This is a genomic window from Variovorax sp. 22077, from assembly GCF_052044195.1.
Lineage (GTDB): Bacteria > Pseudomonadota > Gammaproteobacteria > Burkholderiales > Burkholderiaceae_C > Variovorax > Variovorax atrisoli.
This window is the reverse complement of record NZ_JBQEQC010000030.1, coordinates 32,686-49,851: the sequence shown is the minus strand read 5'-3', so window position 1 is coordinate 49,851 and position 17,166 is coordinate 32,686. Positions and strand designations below refer to the sequence as shown.

General features: G+C 68.9%; 13 protein-coding genes. 3 read left to right on the top strand and 10 right to left on the bottom strand.

The features are described 5' to 3' along the window. Position 1 precedes the first annotated feature (1 nt). From ACTJLF_RS30745 to deoC, 10 genes are all read right to left on the bottom strand, one after another. Entirely contained in the window at positions 2-3,610 is a 3,609-nt protein-coding gene (locus tag ACTJLF_RS30745) for an indolepyruvate ferredoxin oxidoreductase family protein (RefSeq protein ID WP_440884561.1), read from the bottom strand. A 157-nt stretch (positions 3,611-3,767) separates the two neighbouring features. Further along, positions 3,768-4,619 carry a helix-turn-helix domain-containing protein gene (locus ACTJLF_RS30740; RefSeq protein WP_440884560.1) on the bottom strand — a complete coding sequence of 284 codons (852 nt, stop codon included), beginning with the start codon at positions 4,617-4,619 and terminating at the stop codon, positions 3,768-3,770. Positions 4,620-4,688: 69 nt separating this feature from the next. Beyond that, positions 4,689-5,741: an ABC transporter permease gene (locus tag ACTJLF_RS30735; protein ID WP_440884559.1), complete on the bottom strand. Its 1,053-nt coding sequence runs from the start codon at positions 5,739-5,741 to the stop codon at positions 4,689-4,691. After that, the gene (locus ACTJLF_RS30730; RefSeq protein ID WP_019658223.1) at positions 5,738-7,327 is read right to left on the bottom strand and encodes a sugar ABC transporter ATP-binding protein; all 1,590 of its coding nucleotides are present in this window, start codon (positions 7,325-7,327) and stop codon (positions 5,738-5,740) included. The genes ACTJLF_RS30735 and ACTJLF_RS30730 overlap by 4 nt, the downstream gene beginning before the upstream one ends. Before the next feature lie 13 nt (positions 7,328-7,340). Next, positions 7,341-8,345: a substrate-binding domain-containing protein gene (locus ACTJLF_RS30725; protein WP_019658222.1), complete on the bottom strand. Its 1,005-nt coding sequence runs from the start codon at positions 8,343-8,345 to the stop codon at positions 7,341-7,343. A gap of 13 nt (positions 8,346-8,358) precedes the next feature. After that, positions 8,359-9,411 (bottom strand): ABC transporter permease, encoded by a 1,053-nt coding sequence (locus ACTJLF_RS30720; RefSeq protein WP_019658221.1) that lies wholly within the window; start codon positions 9,409-9,411, stop codon positions 8,359-8,361. A 26-nt stretch (positions 9,412-9,437) separates the two neighbouring features. Further along, the gene (locus tag ACTJLF_RS30715) at positions 9,438-10,400 is read right to left on the bottom strand and encodes a ribokinase (protein ID WP_132756318.1); all 963 of its coding nucleotides are present in this window, start codon (positions 10,398-10,400) and stop codon (positions 9,438-9,440) included. A 5-nt stretch (positions 10,401-10,405) separates the two neighbouring features. Continuing rightward, positions 10,406-10,858 (bottom strand): RbsD/FucU family protein, encoded by a 453-nt coding sequence (locus ACTJLF_RS30710; RefSeq protein WP_019658219.1) that lies wholly within the window; start codon positions 10,856-10,858, stop codon positions 10,406-10,408. Between the two features lie 121 nt (positions 10,859-10,979). Beyond that, on the bottom strand, positions 10,980-13,409 hold the full coding sequence (locus ACTJLF_RS30705; protein ID WP_440884558.1) for an aldehyde dehydrogenase family protein: 2,430 nt from the start codon (positions 13,407-13,409) through the stop codon (positions 10,980-10,982). A gap of 8 nt (positions 13,410-13,417) precedes the next feature. Next, the gene (gene deoC / locus ACTJLF_RS30700; protein WP_440884557.1) at positions 13,418-14,476 is read right to left on the bottom strand and encodes a deoxyribose-phosphate aldolase; all 1,059 of its coding nucleotides are present in this window, start codon (positions 14,474-14,476) and stop codon (positions 13,418-13,420) included. Between the two features lie 232 nt (positions 14,477-14,708). Here deoC and ACTJLF_RS30695 point away from each other — a divergent pair, with 232 nt between their 5' ends. The 3 genes from ACTJLF_RS30695 to ACTJLF_RS30685 form a co-directional block, all read left to right on the top strand. Further along, positions 14,709-15,497: a DeoR/GlpR family DNA-binding transcription regulator gene (locus ACTJLF_RS30695; RefSeq protein ID WP_354328094.1), complete on the top strand. Its 789-nt coding sequence runs from the start codon at positions 14,709-14,711 to the stop codon at positions 15,495-15,497. A gap of 130 nt (positions 15,498-15,627) precedes the next feature. Continuing rightward, complete coding sequence (locus ACTJLF_RS30690) at positions 15,628-16,158, top strand: Lrp/AsnC family transcriptional regulator (RefSeq protein WP_019658215.1); 531 nt, start codon at positions 15,628-15,630, stop codon at positions 16,156-16,158. Between the two features lie 172 nt (positions 16,159-16,330). Next, positions 16,331-17,166, top strand: an 836-nt coding sequence (locus ACTJLF_RS30685) for a hypothetical protein (RefSeq protein WP_440884556.1), incomplete at its 3' end; no start/stop codon positions are given.

The window sequence follows — 17,166 nt, the reverse complement described above, 5'->3', positions numbered from 1 at the left end:
CTCAGCGTGCGCCGGCCACGATCGCGATCCCCCTGATCTGCCCCGCGGACGGTTCCCTCTGCGGCTTCGGATAGCGCGCCGGCGCGAAGCGGTGCAGCAGCTCGGCCTCCTGCATCTTCGCGGCCTCGAAGTTCGCGAGCTTGACGTGGCCGAAGCCGCGGATCGACAGCGGCAGCGCCGCGATGCGCGCAGCCGTCGCCTGGTTGCCCGCCGAGAGTTCACCCGCCATCGCTTCGAGCAGGCCGTCGAAGTGCGAAATGAGTTGGCGCTCCATGCGCCGCTCCGCGGTGCGGCCGAAGATATCGAACGCCGTACCGCGCAGCCGCTTGCCATGCGCCAGCCAGCGCAATGCGGGCAGCAACCAGCCTCCGATGCGGATCTTGGCAGGCGCCTTGCCGTGCGCGCCGCGCGAGAGCACCGGCGGGGCCATGTGGAATTCGAGCTTCAGGTCGCCCTCGAACTGCTCGTTGAGCTTCTGCAGGAAGGCGCCGTCGGTGTAGAGCCGCGCCACTTCGTACTCGTCCTTGTAGCTCATGAGCTTCAGCAGGCTGCGCGCCGCGTTGCGCGTGAAGGGCAGGCTCGGGTCGCCGCCCTGCAACGCGGCCTCGCGCTCGCGCAGGCTGCGGATGCGCGCCTCGAAGCGGTCCGCCCATGTGGCGTTCTGATAGCCGGTGAGATGCCGGCGCGCCTCGCCGATCAGCACGTCGAGCGGTCGCTCGTCGACGGAAGAAGCCTGCGCATCGGCAGGCGCCGCGCGCAGCGCGTCCAGCGCCTCGGGGTTGCCGGCCGCGAGCCGCCCCAGCGAGAAGGCCGACTGGTTCGCGGCCACCGCCACGCCATTGAGCTCGATCGCATGCATCAGCGCCTCCAGGCTAAGCGGCACCAGCCCGCGCTGCCATGCATAGCCGGCCGCGACGATGTTGGCTGCCAGCGTGTCGCCGAGGAACTCTTCCGCCAGACTCTGCGCGTCGAAGGTCTCGACCTGCTCCTCGCCGGCCACGAAGCGCATCTTCTCCAGCAGCAGGTCGACGTGCAGGTCCGCATCGGGGTTGCGCAGCGACTCGGTCACCGGAATCTCGTGCACGTTCGCGAGCACCCGGGTGCGACCGTGGCGCACGGTCTGCAGCGCGTCGGCCGATGCGCCCACCACCACGTCGCAGGCGAGGATGGCGTCGGCCTGCTGCGTGTCGATGCGCACCTGGTGCAGGCGATCACGCGAGTCGGCCAGCCGCACGAAGCTCAGCACCGAGCCGCCCTTCTGCGCGAAGCCCATGAAGTCGAGCACGCTCGCGGCCTTGCCTTCGAGGTGCGCGGCCATGGCGATCACCGCACCCACGGTCACCACGCCGGTACCGCCGACGCCGGTCACGAGCAGGTCGTACGGGCCGGTCCATGCATGTTCGGCCGGATGCGGCAGCGCGGCCACGCGGTGCAGGAAGGCATCGCGGCCCGCCGCGAGCGCCCCGCTCTTGCGGCGCAGGCTGCCGCCCGTCACGCCCACGAAGCTGGGGCAGAAGCCCTTGGCGCAGGAGTAGTCCTTGTTGCAGCTGGTCTGGTCGATCTTGCGCTTGCGGCCCATGGGCGTCTCGTGCGGCAGCACGGCCACGCAGTTGCTCTGCACGGTGCAGTCGCCGCAGCCTTCGCACACGGCCTCGTTGATGAACAGGCGCTTGGGCGGATCGGCAAGTTCGCCCTTCTTGCGGCGGCGGCGCTTCTCGGCGGCGCAGGTCTGTTCGTAGATGAGCACCGTCACGCCCGCCATCTCGCGCAGCCGGCGCTGCACGTCGTCGAGCGCGGCACGGTCGTGGAACTCGGTGCCGCTGGGAAAGCGGTCCTTGATGGCGTCGTACTTGCCGATGGCATCGCTCACCACCACCACCTTGCTCACCCCTTCCGATTCGACCTGCCGCGCGATCGCATCCACGCTGATGACGCCGTCGACCGGCTGCCCGCCGGTCATCGCGACCGCGTCGTTGAAGAGGATCTTGTAGGTGAGCGTGGCCTTGGCCGCCACCGCCTGGCGAATCGCGAGGTAGCCCGAGTGGTAGTACGTGCCGTCGCCCAGGTTCTGGAAGACGTGCGGCGTCCTGGTGAACATGGCGTGCGAGATCCAGTCCACGCCCTCTCCGCCCATCTGGATGAGGCCCGCGGTGCTGCGGTCCATCCAGTTCGCCATGAAGTGGCAGCCGATGCCGGCGCGCGCCGTCGATCCCTCGGGCACCTTGGTGCTGGTGTTGTGCGGGCAGCCGGCGCAGAAGTACGGCAGGCGCTTGACAGCGTCGCTCGCGTTGGCCAGCAGCTCGGGCGGCGTGAAGTCGCGCACGTGCTGCAGGTGGTCGCCCAGGTCGTGGTTCTCGGGGAAGTGAACGGCCAGCCAGTGCGCGACCAGCTCGATGAGCCGCGATGGCCGCAGCTCGCCCAGCGCCGACACCAGCGGCTGGCCTTCGCGGTCGTGCTTGCCCACGAGCACGGGGCGCGCTTCGGGGGGCGCGTTGTAGAAGATGTCGCGCAGCTGCGTCTCGACCACCGCGCCCTTCTCCTCGACGATGAGAATCTCTTCCAGCCCCTGCGCGAAGGTCTTGATGCGCGTCTGCTCCACCGGAAAGCTCAGGCCGATCTTGTAGAGCCGCACGCCTGCGCGGGCCAGCTGCTCCGGCGAAAGCTCGAGCCGGCGCAGCACTTCCATCAAATCGTGGTGCGCCTTGCCGCAGGTGACGATGCCGACCTTGGCGTGCTCGCTGACGATCACGTGGCGGTCGATGCTGTTGCGCCGGGTGAATGCGGCCACCGCCGCGAGCTTGTCTTCCAGGCGCGACTCGATGCGCAGCGACGGCAGGTCGGGCCAGCGGTAGTGCAGGCCATCGGGCGGCGGGCGGTGGCCGGTGGCGGCGCTCACCGCGTCGGCGTCTTCCCATGCGTCGACACGGGCGTTGATCGCGTCGAGGTCCACGGTGCCAGCGCTCTCCACCACCTCGGACAGCGCCGCCATGCCGACCCATGCGCCCGAATAGCGCGAGAGCTCGTAGCCGTACAGGCCGAACTCCAGATACTCGGCCACGCTGGAGGGCTGCAGGATGGGCATGCGCCAGGCCATGAAGGCGTGATCGCTCTGGTGCGGCATCGACGACGACACGCAGCCGTGGTCGTCGCCAGCCACCACCAGCACGCCGCCGTGGGGCGAGGAGCCGTAGGCGTTGCCGTGCTTGAGCGCATCGCCTGCCCGGTCCACGCCCGGGCCCTTGCCGTACCACATGGCGAAGACGCCATCGACGGTGCGCTCCGGGTCCGATTCCACGCGCTGCGTGCCCAGCACCTGCGTGGCCGCGAGTTCCTCGTTGACGGCCGGCACGAAGCGGATGCCCGTCTGCTTGAAGCGCTCGCCGGCCTTCCAGATCGCCTGGTCCACCATGCCCAGCGGCGAACCGCGGTAGCCGCTGATGAAGCCCTGGGTGTGCAGGCCGCGCTGCGCATCGCGCCGGCCCTGCATCACGAGCACGCGGATCAGCGCCTGCGTGCCGGTCAGGAAAACCGAGCCGGATTCGGCCCAGATGTTGTCGGAGAGTTGGTAGCCGGGCCGTCTGATCGCGGTGGCATCGAGTGGGGCATTCATGCCCGGGATTGTTCTGCCGCGGCGCAGGTAAGTGCTTCTTCAATGCACTAGCGCAGACCCTTGTTTCGAGAAGATTCCACTTCGAATCGATCGGAAAAGATGATTTTCTTTTTCTTTTCTTCCGATCCAGAGAAAACACTCGTCTTCCGGCGCTGCCTCATCTTCCAGCGCCTGCGTGCCGGGCCCGGAACTCGCCCGGCGTCATGCCCTCCAGGCGCCGGAAGTGGCGGTTGAAGTTCGAGAGGTTGTTGAAGCCCACCTCGTAGCAGATGCTGCTCACGTGCTGGCGCGTGGAGGTCAGCAGCCGGCAGGCCTTCGCGAGGCGCAGGCCGATGATGAAGTCGGTGAAGGTCTTGCCGGTCGCGCGGCGGAAGCTGCGCGAGAGCGCGGTCCTGCTCGTGCCCACGAGGGCGCTGACCTCCGAGAGCGACAGCGGATGCGCATAGTTGTCCCGGATGTGATCCAGCGCCTTCTGCACGTGCATCGCGCGGCCCGGCCCCGCCGCATCGGCGTGCACGAGGGTTCGGGCCAGCAGCCGGTAGTCGGTCCACTGCGCGAGCTCGTTCAGCACGGCGGTGAATGCCGAGAATCGCGCCAGTCCGTGCAGTGTCGAAAGGCGCCGCAGCCTGGAGAGGGTCTCGGCTCCCAGGCCGACGAAATGCACGCCCTGTCGGGCGCGCGAGAGAAGCGGCCCGACGTCCGACAGCTCCGGAAAGATCACCGCGCCTCGGCGCAGCGGCTCGTCGCTGAAACGCAGGACAAGGCCGTCGTCCGGCTCCGCGCGATACGCCGGCCTCAGCGTGCGCGGCAGCAAGGGCCCGAGCAGCAAGACCGCGCCGGGCGCGAGCGTGTGCGTCTCCTCGCTCGCACCGCTGCCGACGCGCAGGCACGCCGCGGCGCTCCCGATCAGGTGCAGTTCGTGGTCGTGGAGGCAGCTGCCGGAGCCGAAGCCTCGTCCCGCGAACCGGCTCGGCTCCTCGCAGAGAACAGTGGCATTGGCGTCGGACATTCGATTGCGATCCACAGGGCCTCGTGGCGACGGTGCGCAAGCGTGGCAACCGGCCGCATCGCCGCAGGGTCAGTCGCGCGAGCGCATCGCGAAGAAGCCGCCGGCCACCAGGATGAAGGCGCCGATGATCACCTTCTGCCAGGTGCTCGGAACGCCCGCGAGGATCAGCACGTTGTTGATCAGCGTGACCAGCACCACGCCCAGCAGCGTGCCGCCCACGGTGCCGCTGCCGCCGGTGATGCGCGCGCCGCCGAGGATCACGGCCGCGATCACGTCCAGCTCGTTGCCCACCAGGTCGAAGGGGTTCGCCAGCCGCGTGCTCGACACGTGCACGATGCCCGCCAGCCCCGAGAGGAAGCCCGCGTACGCGAACACGAAGACGTGCACCGTGCACAGGTTGTAGCCCAGCCGCTCCGCGATCGCGAGGCTGCCGCCGATGGCATAGACGGCCCGGCCGATCAGCGTGCGGTTCAGCAGCCACCAGGTCAGCAGCGCCGCGAACACCAGCACCAGCACTGTGGCCGGCAGCACCACGTGCAGGCCCTGCGGCGTGTCGAAGCGCCACAGCGCCAGCTTGCCGAAGGCGTCCATCGGCGCGGGCACGTTCATGAAGAACACGGTGCCCACGAAGGTCAGCAGAATGCCGCGGTACAGGTACTGCGTGCCGATGGTGACGATGAGTGACGGTGCCTTCAGCCAGTGCACCAGCAGCCCGTTGATCACGCCCAGCAGCGCGCCGCTGGCGGCGCCCGCGACCAGCAGCAGCGCGATGGGCGCTTCCGGGAAGTAGTTCAGCACCAGCTTGGTGATGCTGTACATCGTGAGCGCGGCGATGGCCGCGAACGACACGTCGATGCCACCGGCGGCCAGCACGATCAGCACGCCCAGTGCGAACAGGCCCAGCACCGTGCAGGCGCGCACGATGTCGAACAGCACCGGCAGCTGGAAGAAGCTCGGGTTGATCGCGCCCACGGCCAGGCTCGCCAGCACGATCAGCGCGAGCGTGAAGACCGAGGGGCGCTGCGCGAGCCAGGCGCGCAGCGAGACCCGCGCCTGCGGCGGGTGCGGAGCCGATTCCGGCGCGGCCGGTGCGGACTGCGCTTGCATGGTGGAAGCCGTCATGAGAATGCGGGGGAAGGTGTGTCGGAAACCAGCGCGTGGTAGAGGTCGCTCTCGGCGAGCCCCTGCGCGTCGAAGTCGTTGGCGATGCGGCCCTTGCGCATCAGCAGGATGCGGTCGCAGTTCTGCAGCAGCTCCTGCAGGTCGTCGCTCACCAGGATCACGCCCAGGCCCTGTTCGGCCAGCCGCTGCACGATGCGGTAGATGGTGTCCTTGGAGCCCACGTCCACGCCCACGGTGGGGCCGTGCAATATCAGCACGCGCGGCCCGATGGCCAGCCAGCGACCGATGAGCACGCGCTGCTGGTTGCCGCCCGAGAGCGACTGCACCGGCCGGTCGACGTCGGGCGTGGCGATCTGCAGGTCGCTCACGGTGCGCTCGGCCAGCGCCTGGCACTGACTGGCGTCGAGCGCGCCGAAGCGCCCACGCAGCCGGTCGAGCACCGCGGTCACGATGTTGTCGCGGATCGGCTTGTCGAGGAAGAGGCCCTCGCTGAGCCGGTCTTCGGGCACATAGCCGATGCCCTGGCGGATGCCATCGGTGGGCGTCTTCAGCACGATCTGCCTGCCATCGAGCAGCACGCGCCCGCGGTCGGCGCCCTGCACGCCGGCCAGCGCCAGCGCGAGTTCGTTGCGGCCGGAATCGAGCAGGCCGGTCACGCCGAGGATCTCGCCCTTGCGCAGCGTGAAGCTCACGTCGCTGAACTGCGCACCGCGCCCGAGCGACTCCACCTTCAGCAGCTCGTCTCCGCCGTGCGTGCCGTGGCGGTAGCGCTCGCCGTCGAGGTGCTTGCCGGTCATCCAGTGCGCGATCTGCGCCTTGGTGAAATCGCGGATCGGGCCCTGCGCCACCTTCGTGCCGTCGCGGAACACGATGGCCTGGCCGCCCATGGCCATGCACTCGTCGAGCTTGTGGCTCACGAAGAGCACGGCCACGCCCTGCTCGCGCAGCGCCTCCACCACGCGAACGAGGTTGTCCACCTCCTTCTGCGTGAGCGAGGTGGTGGGCTCGTCCATGATGACCATGCGTGCGCGCGTGGCCACCGCGCGCGCGATGGCCACGAGCTGCCGCGTGGCGATGGGCATCTCGTCCACCCGCCGCGCGAGGAAGGCCGCATCGGTCGGCAGCTTCACCGCCTCCAGAGCCCGCGCGGCCGTGGCCGCCAGCGCCTTGCGGTCGAAGCGGCGAGCCAGCCTGCCGCCGGTGGCGACGAGCTGCTCGCTGAGCGCGACGTTCTCCGCCACGCTCATGTTCGGCAGCAGGGACAGGTCCTGGTAGACCGTCTCGATGCCCAGGCTGAGCGCCTGCAGCGGTGACAGCGATTCGTGGGATTGCCCGTCGATCACGATGCGTCCCTGGCTCGGCGGCTGCGCGCCCGAGATGATCTTGATCAGCGTGCTCTTGCCGCAGCCGTTCTCGCCGAGCAGGTGGTAGATCTCGCCGGCCTCGATGACGAGGTCGATGCCGCGCAGCGCGTGCACGCCCGCGAAGCGCTTGTGCACGTCCTGCACCTCGAGGAACACCCGGCGCCCGGCCGCACTCTGGGCGCCGGGCTGACTTGCTTGCGTGGAAGGCGCGGTCAGGGTCATGGCGTGCGTCGCGTCAGAACGAGTACTTCTTGTAGTTCTGCTTGTCGACCTCGACCCAGGCCTGTCCGGTGACGATGATGCCGGCGCCCGGGCCCTTCTTCACCGAGACCTTGTTGTAGCCGGGCACGCCCATGTCGGTGCCGTCGGTGATGGTCTTGCCGTCGAGCAGCATCTTGGCCGCCTTGTTCATGACGAGGCCGGCGTCCTTCGGGTCCCAGAAGGCGATGCCGCCGACCGCGCCCGATTCGAGGAACTTGGCCGCCTCGCTCGGCAGGCCCGTGCCGAAGACGCAGATCTTGCCCTGCAGGCCGGCCTCTTCCACCGCGCGGCCGATGCCCAGCACGTCCAGCGACGACGAGCCCTGGAAGCCCTTCAGGTCCGGGTGCTTGCGCAGCATCTCCTTGGCCTTGCCGTAGGCCTTCTCGGCGTCGTTGAGCGACTCGTTCTTGGCATCGACCAGCTGCATCTTGGGGTACTTCTTGGCATTGGCCGCACCACCGTCGGCCCACTGCACCTGCGACTGGCTGCCAAGAGAACCCACCAGCGAGGTCCACTTGCCCTGCTGGCCCATGCAGGCGGCCAGGCGCTCGTTGATGCGCGCGCCGTAGGCCGTGTTGTCGAAGGCCTCGATGTCGACCATGGTGTTCTTCTGGTTGTCGGCCTCGTGCGTGACGACCTTGATGCCGCGTTCCATCGCGCGCTTGAGCACCGGCTCCAGCGTGGGCGGATCCATCGACACCACTGCGATCGCGTCGACCTTCTTCGCCACCAGGTCTTCCACCAGCCGCTGCTGCTGCGCGGCGTCGGACTGGGCCGGGCCGATCTGGCGCGTGGCCACGCCTGGCGTGCTGCTGCCGAACTCCTTCACGCCCACTTCCATGCGGTTGAACCAGCTGATGCCGGTGATCTTCACCACGGTGACGATGTCCTGCGGCTTGCCCTGCGCATGCAGCGCCGAGGCGAAGGCCACGGTGCCCAGTGCCAGCACGGTGCAGGCGATCTTGGTTTTCTTCAGCATGTTCGTTTGTCTCCTAGCCCTCGGTGGTTCTCTGCGTCGCGCCAGGAGGGGGCTGATGCGGCGGTGCGCTGGTGCGCGAAACGGAGATGAAGCTGCGCAGGTCGCCCAGGCTCAGGCGTGCCGATGCCAGGAAGAACAGCAGCAGCAGGCCCCAGGCGCAGTCCCGGAAGAAGTTGGAAATGCCCAGCAGGTTGAAGGTGCTCGACAGCAGCTGCAGCGCCACGGCCGAGAAGAACAGGCACACCATGCGCCCGTAGCCGCCCTGCGGCCGCACGCCGGCCATCACGGTGATGAGGATGGCGATCAGCAGGTACGAGTTGCCGTAGTCCGACTTCACGCTGGCCGTGCGGCCAGCGATGATCACGCCCGCCACCGCCGCCAGCACGCCGCACAGCGCATAGGTGGCGATCAGCATGCGCCCCTGCGGAATGCCCGCGTAGCGCGCGGCCTTGGCGTTGGTGCCCAGCAGGAAGAGCCGGATGCCGAAGGGGCTCTGCTTGAGCAGCCAGGCCACGGCCAGCAGCATCGCGATGAAGATCGCGAACGGAATGGGCACGCCCAGCACGTTCTCGTTGCCGATGGCCGAGAGCGGCTCCGCATTGCCCACGCGAAGGCTGGAGCCACCAGTGAGAACCACTGCGAAGCCGGTGTAGAGCAGCTGCGTGCCCAGCGTGCACAGGATGGGTGTGAGGCCTGCACGCGCGATCAGCACGCCGTTGAGCAGCCCGCCCGCGAGCCCGACCGCGAGCGCGGTCACGGCGAAGGTGCCGGTGTAGAGCCACGGCGACGCATCGGCATCGACCAGCATCGGCGCCAGCGTGGCCGCCACCACGCCCGAGAGATTGGCCAGCGCCACGCCCGAGAGGTCGATGCCGCCGTTGCCGGAGATCATCGACAGCGCCACGCCCATGGCCAGCAGGCCGAGCTCGGGCAGCTGGCCGCCCATCGACTGGAAGTTGTAGACGTCGAGGAAGTCGCCCTTCGACAGCACCGTGGCGACCACGAGGATCGCGACGTTGATGCCGACCAGGAAGTTGAGCTCGCGGTCTGAAAACCTGAATTTCACGGAAAGGCTCCTTTGCGGCTTGCGGCTTAGGCCGCCGCGCGGTTCAGCAGCGCATCCACCTCGGCGCGCGTGGGCATCGAGGGCGCGGTACCGGCGCGCGTCACGGAGATGGCGGCCACGGCCGAGCCGAAGCGTGCGGCTTCCAGCGGCGACGCGCCCTCGGCCAGCGCGGCTGCGAAGCCGCCGTTGAAGGCATCGCCCGCGCCGGCCGTTTCCTTCACCGCGCCGGCATGGAACACGGGCAGGTGCACCGATTCCTTCGCGCTGTGCAGCAGCGCGCCCTTCTCGCCGAGCGTGATGAGCGCACAGCCCACCCCCTTGGAGAGGAAGAAGTCGCCTGCGCGCCGTGCGTCGTCGACGGTCTCGACGGCAATGCCGCTGAGCGCCGCCGCCTCGTGCTCGTTCGGCGTGATGTAGTCGCACAGCGCATACACCGCATCGTCGAAGGGCAGCGCAGGCGCGGGGTTGAACACCGTCACCGTGCCCGCGGCCCGAGCGAGCTCCAGGCCGCGCTGCGCGGCGCCGGCCGGCTGCTCCAGCTGCGTGACGAACACGCGCGCACCGCTGATGGCGTCGGCGGCCGCATCGACGTCGGCCGAATCGATGAGCGCCGCGGCGCCGGGCACCACGATGATGGCGTTGTCGCCCGTGACCTCGTGCACGTAGATGAAGGCCGCGCCGGTCGGCTGCGTGGTCACCTGCGGCACGCGCGGCGTGATGCCTTCCTGCGCCCACAGTTCGAGCGCGTTGGCGCCGAAGGCGTCCTGCCCGAGCTTGGAGATGAAGGTCACCTGCGCCCCGGCGCGTGCGGCGGCCACGGACTGGTTCGAGCCCTTGCCGCCGGGCCCCATCGCGAAGCCGGAGCCTGCGATGGTCTGGCCCACGCCCGGAAGGTCGGCCGCGCGGAAGGCGAGGTCGGCCACGAAGATGCCGAGCACGGCGACGCCGTGCTGCCGACGCTGGTTCTGATGCGAGGAAACGGCGCTCATCGCGATCAGGCCTCGGGGGCGATCACGCCCTTCTTGAACACGAAGCAGCCGTAGAAGCGGCGCTCGCCGGTGGCGATCACGCAGTACGCGCGGCGCGCGGCTTCATAGAAAGCGAAGCGCTCGATGGAGCCCATCGGACGCGGGCGCCCTTCCGCCGCGTCGATCTCTCGCTGCATCTCCTGCTGCACCGGCGGAATCTCATGGGGCGCGCCCATGATCTCCATGCGCCGCGCGGGATCGTCCACCGCGTTGTCCAGCGGCAGCACCGACAGGATGGCGCGCGCCGCCTCAGTGGTGCCCACGCCGTCGATGCGCAGCAGCCGGCCCAGCGAGGTCTGGCGGGCGACCGAGTCGGCCGGGAAATTGGCGTCGCACAGCACCAGCTCGTCGCCGTGACCCATCGCGCGCAGGGCGTAGAGCACGTCGGCGTTGAGCAGCGGATGGATGGACTTCAGCATGCGGTCTCCTGATTTGGTATGGCTTTCGCGGTTGCGATCTTAGATAAAGAAAACGTTTGCGCAAACGTTTGCTTCTCGGGGATTTCCCTCGGTTTCGATAACAGGAACGACGGCTGCCCGCTCATTCGCCATAGGGAATCCAGATGTTCTTGACCTGCGTGGCGTGCCGCAGGAACGCCGGGCCTTCGCCCGATGCCGGGTCGCTCCAGTCGGTGGCCAGGCCGTGGTCGACCAGGGTGCGCTTGAGGTTGCCGACCGACAGCCGCTCGGCATCGCGCGACAGTGCCTTGTCACCGAAGACCCAGAGCGCGTCGACGTCGTCGTGCTCCGCCAGCGTGCGCACGAGGCTCGTGGCCGGGCCGGTCACGATGTTGACGACGCCGCCCGGCAGGTCGGAGGTCTCGAGCACCTGGTAGAAGTCGGTGGCGACCAGCGCGTGCTTCTCGCCCGGCACGATCACCGTGCGGTTGCCCATGGCCAGGTTGGGCGCCAGCAGGCTCACGAAGGACAGCAGCGGCGCCTCGTCGGGGCACACCACGCCCACCACGCCGATCGCCTCGACCGTGGCCAGCGCCACGCCGCGCAGCGGCGGCACATGCACCGTGCCTTCGTACTTGTCGGCCCAGGCACCGTAGGCGAAGAGGCGGCTCACCGATGCATCGACCTCTGCCTGCGCGGCCTTCGCTGCAACGCCGGTCAGGCTCGCGATGCGCGCGGCGAACTCGCCTGCGCGCGCCGAGAGGTTCTCCGCGAGGTAGTAAAGCGCCTGCGCACGCCGATGCGGCGTCGCGCTCGACCAGCTTGCAGCCGAGCGTGCCGCGGCGACCGCGTTGCGGATGTCCTTGCGGTTGCCCGTGCCCACCTCGCCGGCGCGCTGGCCGTTGGCGGCGAAGACGCTGCTGGAGAGTTCGCCGTCGGGCCGAACCTGCTTGCCGCCGATGAAGAGCTTGGCGGTGCGGTCGATGGCAGGCAATGCGAGCGGAGTTTCATCCTTGGCATCTGCCGCTTCGTTCGCCGCTACGACGGCCACGGCATCGACATCAGCGCGCGGCTTGCGCTGCGCCCAGGCGCGCGGCTTCAGGTATTCGTAGCAGCCCTCCCTTCCGCCCTCGCGGCCGTAGCCCGATTCGCGATAACCGCCGAAGCCCACCCCCGCGTCGAACAGGTTGGTCGCGTTGACCCACACCACGCCCGCCTGCAGCTGCGGCGCGATGCCCAGCGCGAGACCGATGGTCTCGCTCCACACGCTGGCTGCGAGGCCGTAGCGCGTGTTGTTGGCCAGCGCGACGGCTTCGTCGGGCGTGCGGAAGGTCATCGTCACCAGCACGGGGCCGAAGATCTCCTCGGTCGCGACGGTGGATGCCGGCTGCACGCCCGTCAGCAGCGTCGGCGGAAAGAAGCTGCCGCCCGGCGGCAGCGCGCCCGGCGCCTGGTAGCAGCTTGCGCCCTCGCGCACGCCGGTGGCCACGAGCGAGCGCACGCGCTCCAGCTGCGTGGGGTCGATCAGGCTGCCCATGTCGACCGCCTTGTCCAGCGGCGAGCCCACGCGCAGGGTCTGCATGCGGCGCTTGAGCCGCACGATGAACTCTTCGGCGATGCCTTCCTGCAGCAGCAGCCGCGAACCGGCGCAGCACACCTGGCCCTGGTTGAACCAGATCGCATCGACCACGCCCTCCACCGCCGCGTCGATGTCCGCGTCGTCGAACACGATGAACGGCGACTTGCCGCCCAGCTCCAGCGTGAGCGACTTGCCCGTGCCCGCCGTGGCGGTGCGGATGAGCCGCCCCACTTCCGTAGAGCCGGTGAATGCGATCTTGTCCACGCCCTCGTGCGCGACCAGCGCAGCGCCGGTGGCACCGTCGCCCGTCACCACGTTGAGCACGCCGCGCGGCAGGCCCGCCTGCGCAGCGAGTTCGGCGAACAGCAGTGCGCTCAGCGGCGTGAACTCGGCGGGCTTCAGCACCACGGTGTTGCCCAGCGCGAGCGCGGGCGCGATCTTCCACGCGAGCATCAGCAGCGGGAAGTTCCACGGGATGATCTGGCCGACAACACCCAACGGCATCTGGTCGGCGAACTCGCGCTCCTGCAGCTGCGCCCAGCCGGCGTGGTGATAGAAGTGGCGCGCGGCCAGGGGCACGTCGAGGTCGCGCGTCTCGCGGATCGGCTTGCCGTTGTCGAGTGCCTCGACCACCGCCAGCAGGCGCGCATGGCGCTGCACCATGCGGGCAAGCGCGTACAGATGCCGCGCGCGGCCATGGCCGCCGAGCGCGAACCAGCCAGGCTGCGCGGCACGCGCTGCAGCCACCGCGGCATCCACGTCCTTCGCGGAACCTTGCGCAATGCCTGCAAGGCGCTGGCCGGTGGCCGGCTCGGCCGTGTCGAAATGCGCGCCTTCGGATGCGGGGGTGAATCGCCCGTCGATGAAATGGCCGAAGCCTTCGGCATGGCGCGCGAGCCATTCGCGCGCGTCGGTGTCGCTCTCGGGCGCGGGGCCGTAGTCCATGGTGTCGAAGTAGCGTGCGACGTTGCTGCTGCTGTTGTTGTTGCTCATCGGGCTGCTCATCCGATCGGGTGGCGGTTGTAGGCCGAGTAGCGGCCGGTGACGTGGTGCTCCAGCTGGCGCTCGATGTCGGCCAGCAGCGTGGAGGCGCCGATGCGGAACAGGTCGGGCTCGAGCCAGTCGCGGCCCAGCTCCTCCTTCATGAGCACCTGGTAGTCGAGCGCGGTCTTCGCGGTGGAGACGCCGCCTGCGGGCTTGTAGCCCACGCGCAGGCCGGTTCGGGCCTCGTACTGGCGGATCATCCGCAGCATCGCGAGCGTGACCAGCGGCGTGGCGTTCACGCCCTCCTTGCCGGTGGAGGTCTTGATGAAATCGGCGCCGGCCATCATGCAGACCATCGAGGCCTTCGCGACGTTGCGCAGCGTCTTGAGCTCGCCGGTCGCAAGGATCGCCTTCACATGCGCCTCGCCCGCCGCGCGGCGGAAGTCGAGCATCTCGTCGTAGAGCTTCTTCCACTGGCCGGCGAGCACGTGCTCGCGGGTGATGACGATGTCGATCTCCGAAGCGCCGTCGCGCACCGAGGCCTCGATCTCCTTGAGCTTGAGCTCATGCGGGATCAGCCCCGCCGGAAAGCCCGTGGACACCGCCGCCACCGGGATGCCGGTGCCAGCCAGTGCCTCGACCGCCGTGGAGACGAAGCGGTGATAGACGCACACCGCGCCTGTGTGCAGCTTGCGATCGGCAAAACCGAGTGCGGCCAGCAGGTCGGGCCGAACCGGCGTCACGGCCTTGGCGCAGAGGCGCTTCACGCGTTCGGCGGTGTCGTCGCCGCTGAGCGTGGTGAGGTCGATGCAGGTGATGGCCTTCAACAGCCAGCCGGCCTGCGCGTCCTTCTTGACCGAGCGGCGGCCCGGCAGCGTGGCCACGCGGCGCTCGGCGGCTGACAGGTTGAAGCGGATGCCGTCGATCCAGCCGAGATCGAAAGGCTGGGCGGAGTTGCGCGCGGCAGCGGTGTGGGTCGGCGCGGGCGTCTCGGCGGGCGTCCGGGGCGCGGCCGTCGGCGAAGCCGGGCGCGAACGCACCGCGCCGCTGGGGCGAACGAGGGAAGTGGAAGTCATGAATGGGCGGGCGCCGTGGCGCGCAAGGGCCGCAGGTGCGGCGGGACGGCAGGGGGCATGTCTTTTTGTCTCCGAGCCTCGTCGCATCGAATCGGATCGCGGCGGGCCTTGGTGTTCGTGTTGGCGCAAATGTTATTACAACAACATTTATCCGCGCAATATGTTTTTCAAACAACATTGAAACCACATGCGATGCCCGATACTCCGGCAGGTGGACCTGAGGAAACCGAACATGAGAAGAACCGCCGGAGCCGAAGCCCGGGCCGTGCGCCTGGCCAGGATGCAGGAACTCGTCGAGGCCGGCGGCCCGCTGCCGATCAAGCAGGCGGCGCAGCAGCTCGACGTGACGGAGATGACGATCCGCCGCGACCTGGCGTCGGCCGAATCTCCGCTCTCCGCACTCGGCGGCTATGTGCTTGCGACGACGCTGCCGGGCGCCGAGCGCTACTCGCTCGACGAAGCCAGCGACCAGCACGCCGCCAACAAGCGCCTGGCCTGCGAGCGCGCCGCCGAACTCGTGCAGCCGCACGACAGCCTGTTCATCGACTGCGGCACCACCATGGTCCATTTCGCGGAAGCGCTGCCGCCCGAGATGCCGCTGAGCGTGGTGTGTTACTCCACGAACATCGCGCAGGTGCTCAGCCGCCGCCCGAACACGCAGCTGATGCTGCTCGGCGGGCTGTACCACCCCTCCTCCGCCACCTTCTTCTCCGACGAGGGGCTGCAGTACCTCGCCAGGCTGGGCGTGAACAAGGCCTTCATCTCGGCGGGCGGCATCGACGTGGAACGCGGCGCGAGCTGCTCCAACTTCCACGAGGTGCCGGTGAAGCAGGCGGCCATCCGCAGTGCGTCGCAGAGCTTCCTGGTCATCGACGAAAGCAAGCTCGGCACGCTGCGCCCCGCCTTCTTCAGCCCGCTCGATGCCTTCGCTCGCATCGTGGTCGGCGGCTCGCCGGAGCCTTCGCTGAAGAAGCAGTTCAAGGACCTGCCGCTGGAATTCGCGCGCGCAGCCGACGCGTAGAACGAGCACCCTGCAGCGGCCAAAGCACGACATTGCCCCGCCGCATCGATCAAGGAGAATCGCGACGATGGCGCGGACCGGCATCCGGTCCGCGCACCCCACCCACTACCCGCGATCCTGCGATCCCGCGATGAACACCGGCACCGTTTCCCTCGACGAGCACTGCCTCAAGATCCTCTCCGCGCTGCAGCACGACGGACGCCAGACCGTGCAGCAGATCTCCGAGGCCGTCGGCCTCTCGCCCACGCCCTGCTGGAAGCGCATCAAGGACATGGAGGCCGCGGGCGTCATCCGCGGCTACACCACGCTGGTCGATCCTGAGCTGGTCGGCCTGCACGTCTCGGCCGTGGCCGAGGTGAACCTCGATCGCCACAGCGAGACGATGGTGCAGCGCTTCGAGGAGGCCGTGGCCGCCAGTCCGCAGATCATCCGCTGCGTCTCGGCCACCGGCCCCGCCGACTACATCCTCAACGTGACCGTGCCCGACATGAAGCACTACGAGCGCTTCCTGCACGAGGTGCTGTTCAGCCTGCCCGGCGTGACCCACGTGCGCTCGAGCATCGTGCTGCGCGAGATCAAGTCCGAGACGGCGCTGCCGCTGGACCACCTGCTGCCGGGCACGCCAGGCAAGCCCCGCGCCGCGGGTTTGCGCAGAAGCTAGGGACTGTTCAAACCATCCCCGGGGCCGCGAAGGGCAGCAAGGAGCGTTGGGGCACCAACGCGCCCCCGGAAATGGTGTGGACAGACCCTGATGCCGCCCAAGGGCATCGGCACCGTGTGCCGAGGGTCGTGTGGAGAATGACCGCATCCTCCGCCCCGATCGCACACCGACCATGCCCCTGCCCAAGCCCCTTCTGCTGCAACGCGCCTATCTCCTGCTCATCGCCGTGCTGGTGTTCGCCGGCTGCTGGATCGCGCCGATCGACGCGCCCGCGCGGGCCCAGGTCAACGACGGACTGAAGCGCGCACTGACCACCTTCGCTGCAGCACGCGCGCTCGGGGCAGTGGTGTCGGTTGCGCAGGGCACGCAGGTCGATGCCACGCCGGGCGGCGTGGGCGTGAGTTTCGCGCCGGGTCAGGCACTGAAGCCGCTGAACGAACTGATCGAGCAGTTCGCGGCGGTGATGCTCGCGGCCAGCGTGTCATTCGGCATCCAGCTGGTGCTGCTGAACATCGGCGCACACCATCTGATGTCGTACCTGGTCTGCGCCGTGGCGCTGGCCTGGATCGCATGGCGCTGGCGGCGCGGCAGCTCGCCGCGCTGGCTGCAGTCGGCGCTGATCGGCCTGCTGCTGGTGCGTTTCGCCGTACCGCTTGCCGCGGTGGCCAATGAAGGTCTCTACCGTACGTTCATGGCCAGCGACTACCAGGCCGCGCTGTCGGGCATCGAGCAGTCGCCCGCCGCCGTGGTGGATGCAACGAAAGAGGCACCGGCCGCGCAGGAAGGCTGGCGCGACCGCATCGAACGCTGGCTGCCCAAGCTGCCGGACCTGAAGGCCACCTACGAACAGATCCTGAAGTCCGCCTCCGACTGGGCCGAGCGGATCGTGAAGCTCATTGCACTGTTCGTTCTGCAGACAGTGGTGCTGCCGCTGGCATTCCTGTTCGCAGCGTGGGGGGGGGGGGGGGGGGGGGGGGGGGGGAGAGCAAGGGGGGGGGGGGGAGAGCG